At 59.8% G+C, this 6,833-nt stretch carries 4 protein-coding genes and 1 pseudogene; 2 read left to right on the top strand and 3 right to left on the bottom strand.

From position 1 onward, the window contains the following. Positions 1 to 122 precede the first annotated feature (122 nt). Positions 123 to 1,238, top strand: a complete 1,116-nt coding sequence (locus tag AS026_RS12040) for an IS110 family RNA-guided transposase (protein WP_028748939.1) — start codon at positions 123 to 125, stop codon at positions 1,236 to 1,238. A 288-nt stretch (positions 1,239 to 1,526) separates the two neighbouring features. On the opposite strand, the pseudogene tnpC reads toward AS026_RS12040, so the two are convergent. Continuing rightward, positions 1,527 to 3,013 (bottom strand): annotated as a pseudogene (tnpC, locus tag AS026_RS12035) (IS66 family transposase). A 54-nt stretch (positions 3,014 to 3,067) separates the two neighbouring features. On the opposite strand from tnpC, the gene AS026_RS39755 reads away from it, so the two are divergent. After that, positions 3,068 to 4,227, top strand: a protein-coding gene (locus AS026_RS39755) for an IS3 family transposase (protein ID WP_100248152.1) whose coding sequence is annotated in 2 segments (ribosomal slippage) — positions 3,068 to 3,404 and positions 3,404 to 4,227 — 1,161 coding nt in all. Because the reading frame shifts where the segments join, the coding sequence is not laid out codon by codon here. A gap of 11 nt (positions 4,228 to 4,238) precedes the next feature. Here the strand turns inward: AS026_RS39755 and AS026_RS12020 are convergent. Together AS026_RS12020 and AS026_RS12015 are read right to left on the bottom strand one after the other, a co-directional pair. Beyond that, on the bottom strand, positions 4,239 to 6,302 hold the full coding sequence (locus AS026_RS12020; RefSeq protein WP_062368484.1) for a recombinase family protein: 2,064 nt from the start codon (positions 6,300 to 6,302) through the stop codon (positions 4,239 to 4,241). Further along, positions 6,292 to 6,489 (bottom strand): hypothetical protein, encoded by a 198-nt coding sequence (locus AS026_RS12015; protein ID WP_028749735.1) that lies wholly within the window; start codon positions 6,487 to 6,489, stop codon positions 6,292 to 6,294. The genes AS026_RS12020 and AS026_RS12015 overlap by 11 nt, the downstream gene beginning before the upstream one ends. Between the last annotated feature and the right edge of the window lie 344 nt (positions 6,490 to 6,833).

Below are 6,833 nucleotides of genomic sequence, written 5' to 3'. Positions count from 1 at the left end.
AAAAGTTGAGAAAACCGTAAGACCGTATGTCCGTCTTCGTGCCTGAGGTGGCTCGCCCTACACTGGTCTTCCGAGGGTTGCTCGGATAGGCCGAGCCGATCCTCATCACAGGAGGACGAGCCGTGGCAGATTATAAAGAAGCTTTTATAGGAATCGATGTCGCCAAATTAAAGAATGCGATTGCTATCGCTGAATCCGGCCGGGAGGGAGAGGTCCGCTTTTGGGGTGAGGTTGACGCCTCTGATACCAGCATGCGCCGCATCATCCAGCGGATAGCAGCAAAGTTTGACCGAGTTCATTTCTGCTACGAGGCGGGTCCGACCGGATACGGGCTGCATCGGCTTATCCGATCGCTTGGCCATGAATGTGTGGTGGTCGCTCCATCATTGATCCCCAGGAGGCCGGGCGACAGAGTAAAGACGAACCGTCGAGATGCACTCGCGCTCGCCCGGCTATTGAGGGCCGGCGAGCTCACGGCAGTGTGGGTTCCTGATGAGGGCCATGAGGCGATGCGCGACCTCGTTCGCGCTCGAGCTGCTGCTGTCGAGACATTGCGGGTTCACCGACAACAGATCAGTGCCTTTATGCTCAAACACAGTCGCATCTATCCACGCAAGAAGGGCTGGACGATGCGCTACCTGCGCTGGCTGCAGGAGCAACAGTTCGATCATCCGGCGCATCAGATTGCGTTGCAGGAAATGGTCGAGGCGGTGCGCGTCTCGAAAGAGCGCGTCGAACGACTGGAGAAGGTGATCGAGGAGTTCGTCCCAACCTGGTCGCTGGCGCCGGTCATTCGAGCGCTGCAGACCCTGCGAGGGGTCGATCTGATCGTCGCCGTGACATTCGCCACGGAGGTCGGCGACGTAAGCCGATTTGAGAGCCCTCGCCAACTGATGGGCTATCTCGGCCTGGTCCCTGGTGAGCGATCAACGGGTGAGACGGTCAGACGGGGTGGGATCACCAAGGCCGGCAACGGTCGGGTTCGGCACATGCTGGTCGAGAGCGCCTGGACTTATCGGCATCCGCCGAAGGTCGGCACGAGAAAGCTCTACCTCATGGAGCAAGCCCCATCGAAAGTTCGAGAAATTGCATGGAAGGCTCAGAGCCGGCTGACATCTCGATATCGAATGCTCGCCACTCGGGGAAAGCGAACGACAGTGGTTTGCACCGCCATTGCCCGCGAGCTGACCGGCTTCATGTGGGCTGTTGCAAGGGAGGCGCAGGCGATCAAATCATAAGTCGCCGAAGCGAACTTGCACCTCGCGCATGGGCGGAGGCGGGACAACGGCAGGGGAACACCCGTCAGACGCTTTGTGGCCGGCAATTGACCGACGCCCGTAGTAAGATCGGAACAGCCCCGGACGCACAATCGGGAATGCGGTAGCCAACCCGCGCATCAGAGTTTGATCACCGACGTCCTTCAGTTCCGCCTCCACCCATACGCGATCATCATCATGAACAGCGTTCGGTTGGGCGGTCGGTTTCTCGCGCCCAAAGCATTGACAACGGACATCAGAGCGGTGTTCTCAGGCCACGGCTTTGAGTTCGGGCTTTACGGCATAGGCCCAGGGCAGCAGGTCGTCGATCTGGGTATTTGGGTGCCCGTTGACGATCCTGGTGAGGATGTCCGAGAGATAGGTGAGCGGCTCGACATTATTGAGCTTGGCGGTTTCGATAAGCGACGCGATGGTTGCCCAGTGTTCTGCCCCGGCGTCTGAACCTGCGAGGAGTGCGTTCTTGCGATTGAGGGCAATCGGCCTGATGGATCGTTCGACGGTGTTGGAGTCGATCTCAATACGGCCGTCGTCAATAAAGCGGGTCAAGCCATCCCAGCGTGAGAGGGCATAACGAATTGCCTCGGCGAGCTTCGTCTTCTGACTGATGAGGCCGAGTTGTTCGCGCAGCCAGGGAGCGAGGCTGTCGGTGATCGGTCGGCTCTTTTCTTGGCGCGTGGCGCTACGCTCCTCGTGTGCGAGGCCACGTATCTCGTCTTCAATCTTGTAAAGTTCGGCGATGCGTTTGAGCGCCTCGCTGGCAATGGGTGCCGGACCGGCCGCGGCGAGTTCATAGAAGCGGCGGCGAACGTGGGACCAGCAGAATGCCAGTGACACGGTGTTCTTTGCCGCGAGCGGGCGATATCCACTGTAGCCGTCGACCTGCAGAATACCGACGAAGCCGTCGAGATGGGCCATCGGTCGCTCACCTTTACGGTCCGGCGCGTAGACATAAGCGACGCCGGGTGGGTCCTCGCCCTGCCACGGCCTGTCATCCCGCGCATAGGCCCAGAGCTGGCCGGTTTTGGTTTTGCCGCGCCCAGGGTCGAGCACCGGGGCCGTCGTCTCGTCGGCAAAGAGCTTGGACGACGACTTCAAATGATCGAGCAGCCGTTGATGGACAGGACGCAGATGCCAAGCGGCGCGGCCGACCCAGTCGGCGAGCGTCGAACGGTCGAGGTCCCCTGACGCTTGTAGATTTGCGCCTGTCGATACAGCGGCAAGTGGTCGGCATATTTGGAAACCAGCACCTGGGCGACGGTTGCTTCCGTCGGAATGCCGCCTTCGATCAGCCTTGCCGGGGCTGGAGCCTGAACAACGACCTCCTCGCAGGTCCGGCAGGCATATTTTGGGCGGCGCACCACAAGAACGCGGAATTGGGCGGGCACAAGGTCCAGCTTCTCACTGACATCCTCGCCGATGCGATGCAGGTCGTTGCTGCAGCAGGGACAGGCGTGGTCATCTATATCGACCACGATCTCGATGCGCGGCAGATGGGCTGGCAGCGAACCTCTGTTCGTGCGGCGTTTGGCGACCTGCGCCTGTCGAACAGCGGGAGAGGCTTGCTCGTTGTCCTCCAGACCGGCAGCCTCGACTTGCTCGGCCTCTTCAAGCCCAAGCAGGAGCTGATCTTCTGGGAGCGTCTCGGCACGGCGACCGAACCGGTGGCGCTGCAATTCCTTGATGATCTGACGCAGACGGGCGTTCTCCGCCTCGCGCGAAAGCTGTAATGGCCCCATAAATCACCGGACAGGATCTCCCACTTATTAAGTGAGCGAGGTAATGTGCCCATTATGAGCAGTCACAATCCGAAGATAGAGGTTCTTTCCGGCCCGGAGCGGCGGCGTCGCTGGTCGACGGCCGAAAAGCTGGCCATCGACCAGGAGACGTATGAGCCAGACGTGACGGTCAGCATCGTTGCCCGGCGTCACGGCATCCAGCCGAACCAGTTGTTCAATTGGCGCAAGCTCGCCGCCCAAGGGGCATTGACCGCCACCGCATCGCAGGAAGAGGTCGTTCCGGCTTCTGAGTATCGAGCCCTTCAGAACCAGGTAAAAGAACTGCAACGCCTGCTCGGCAAGAAGACGATGGAAGGCGAGATTCTCAAGGAAGCCCTTGAGATCGCCGCCGGCCCAAAAAAACACTTGTTGCGATCGCTGTCCTTGCCGAAGGGCACTTCTCGATGACGGCGGTATGCGAGACTTTAAGTGTTGCGCGGTCGAATATCGCAGAGCGGGTGAAGCAGCCTTCTTCCAAAGCCCGTGGACGACCTCCACTGGCTGATCGGGAGCTGGTGGAGGAGATCGAAGCGATCATTGCCGATATGCCGACCTATGGATATCGCCGTGTTCACGCCATCCTACGCCGCAGCGCCTGCCGCGAAGGACGCTCATGGCCAAACGCCAAACGCGTCTATCGCGTGATGAAGCTGCATGGATTGCTTCTCCAGCGTCATACCGGTGCGATCGATACGCGCCGCCATGACGGACGTGTTGCCGTTGAGCGCTCAAATCTTCGCTGGTGCTCTGACGGCTTCGAAATCGGCTGCGACAACAAAGAGAAAGTGCGCGTTGCCTTCGCTCTCGACTGCTGCGACCGGGAGGCCATCGCCCATGTCGCGACGACCGGGGGTATTAAGAGCGAGGATGTTCAGGACCTCGTCATCACGGCCGTAGAGAACCGCTTCGGCCGCATCAATATCCTTCCAAAGCCAATCGAATGGCTCACGGACAACGGCTCGTGCTTCATTGCTAAAGATACGAAATCGCTACTGCGGGAGATCGGCATGGAGCCCTGCTCGACGCCGGTTCGCAGCCCCCAATCCAACGGAATGGCCGAAGCCTTTGTCAAAACCTTCAAACGCGACTACGTCTCGGTCAATCCCATCCCCGACGCTGAAACCGTCATCGCCCAGCTGCCTTTGTGGTTCGAGCACTACAATCCTGTTTCATAACGCCCATCTTTCTATGTTGTTGAAGAGAATAAGCTTTCCTGATCTGGAGACGATCCTGTGGGGTGTCGAGGGTTTTGCCGGGCACGATTGAGGATCTGACGTGCTTGTGGAGTCGCGATTCTTGAACGGCTGAAGATCCATGGGCCATCGGGTAGCGGATGAGCCCCCTCAATCTCGCCGGCCTCGGCCGCCAGACGCAGCGTCTTTGGTGTTATCCCGAGTAACTTCGCCGCACCGCTCAGATTAAGCCACGGCTCGACACCGTCGATCTGGGGACGGAAGACCGGAATCTTGCGATATGACCTCAGCGCAGTGACCCGCTCCCGTGTCCAACGATTGCCATTGCCGGTCGTCAGTCCATTGCGATTGAGGACACCGGCAATCACATCGTCATTGGCAATAAGGACGAGCTGTCGCACAGCGTCGACGATGTCGTCAGGCGTCGCGTTTCTTTGCCCGCGGCGCCGTTTAGGCAGGCGCAGCTCGGTATGGACGCCACCAACCCAATGAATGACGAGGACGATCTCAGAGGTTCCATCATCGAGATCGGCGACCACTTCATTGATGAGCGTGCGCACGATGCGCTTCTTCAGCCTTGCATCGGTTGTCGGCGCCGTCCAGACGATGCGAAGATTCCCCGCAAGTGCGGTTACCTGGGAAGCGGACATGGGGAATGGCTGCGGCGCAACTGTCCGATGTTTGGCAATCTTGGCCTCAATCTCGCCGACACGAGCGAGCGCTTTGTTCCAGCGTGCTTCGAGCTCCGACGTCACCAGCCTATTCTCCGGATCGGCCGCGTCGTATTGCCGGAAGGCCCGGTCGGCGACATAGCGCGCTGCCTCGAGGTCGCGCAGCAGGGCATCCTGAACCCGGTCGCGTTGGCTGGCCATATTCCGTTCCGCCTCGATGGCGGCGGCAATGGCTCCCGGTTCCACCACCCCTAGCAGCGCCTCTTCGATCGCGTCATCGACCCGCAGACCGCCGAAAGCAATGCAGCGGGGCTCGCCATTGTCGAGTAGACCACGCCAGCAGGAATAGCGCGGAATGTTATGCTTGGCTCCGGTGTACCGGACCGTCAGCTTCCGACCGCACCTCTTGCAACGGAAAAGGCCGGCAAGCAGAGCGTCACCATGTTTCGGCGCTCCGTGATGGCGGCTAGCCGGCATATTATCGCTGACCATCTTGCGGATCTCCTCCGCCCGTTCCCAACTGACGTAACCTTCGTGTGCATCCGGGATCAGCGCCAACCATTCATCACGCGTCTTGCGGCGAATTCCAGATCGGCCATCGTATCGGGGCACGGAGCGACTCTTACCATAAGCGTACGCTCCGCCGTAGATCGGGTTCGCAATCATCCGGTGGATGGTGGCATAATTTGGCCTTCGCCAGATGACGTCACCATTGGCGTACCTGACCGGCAGGTCCAGCCCCTGCTCGAGGAACCATAGTAGAGCCTGCCGCGCACTGCCGAGTTCGGCAACCTTGTTGAAGACGAGTGCAATGGCTTCCTGGATGCGTCGGTCGGGATCCTTCTCGATCCTGTCACCGGCCTTTACGAAGCCGACCGGAACAGTAACGACGAGTTCACCGCGGCGAGCCTTCTCATAGCGGGCGGAAAGGGAACGCTGACGCAAGAGATCGAGTTCATACTCGTTGAGGCTGCCCTTCAAACCCAAGAGCAGGCGGTCGTTGCCCTGGCGGGGCGCATAAACCGCTTCCTGGTCGACCAGGACCGTATCAACAACACGGCACATCTCGATGAGTTGTTGCCAGTCCCGGCTGTTCCGGGCGAAGCGCGATACCTCACGTGCCGCCACGGCGCCGACCTTTCCAAGGCAGACTTCCGCCACCATCCGGTCAAATCCAGCGCGGGTCACGCCGCCGGCGGCCGAACGACCAAGGTCGTCATCCACCGTCTCTATATGTGACCATCCAAGCGCGGCCAGCCGGTCGCGCATGGCGTACTGGAGGGCGCTACTTTCGCGATTGTGGAGGACCTGGTGAGCCGAGGACTGCCGAACATAGAGGATGGCCTTCCGCTCCAGATGATGCGGCCCGATCTTCTCATGCATCATGACCGGCATCCTTCTGCTGGGAGGCACGCCCGCAGTTTGCGTGATCGACGAACAGCCGCACGATGAGCACCGTCAGCGCTTGGCGGGTCTCCTCTGGCAACTCCAGCCATTGCGGCGTCCCTGCCTTCTTTCCCCGCTGTGGAACCGAAAACAGATCGAACTGGTATGTCATGGACTGGCAAGGCATGGACATCTCTCCGACTCGTTTCGTGAGAGGCCAATGCTGCGCCCATTACCGCAGATTGCGATGAGGCATCGGCGTCTTCCAGTAACTTTGCCAAAGCATGCAGGCTTGAGAGATCGACGTAAGGAACCGGCGGGCTGCGCCAATATCCGCTCACGGAGCGGTCGAACATCCATGCTGGGACTTCAAGAAGTCGATCAGAAGAAGAACCAGAAAGGCTGCAGCGGAAAATATGCGTCCCTTTGGACAGCGCCTCATGGACGTGAACAAACCGCCCGGACCAGGGATGCCACGGATACAAAAGCTCGCGAACCTCGGTCCCGTGGGTGTTCTGTCGTCGTGTTGTA

It is taken from the genome of Rhizobium altiplani, assembly GCF_001542405.1.
Classification (GTDB): Bacteria; Pseudomonadota; Alphaproteobacteria; order Rhizobiales; family Rhizobiaceae; genus Rhizobium; species Rhizobium altiplani.
Note: the sequence above shows the minus strand (reverse complement) of the source record. Positions and strands in the feature narration are given on the sequence as shown.

What these genes read in the sequence shown, in the direction of transcription:
- AS026_RS12020 (WP_062368484.1), bottom strand. Translation starts at nt 6,302, where the DNA reads ATGATGCATGAGAAGATCGGGCCGCATCATCTGGAGCGGAAGGCCATC.
- AS026_RS12015 (WP_028749735.1), bottom strand. Translation starts at nt 6,489, where the DNA reads ATGCCTTGCCAGTCCATGACATACCAGTTCGATCTGTTTTCGGTTCCA.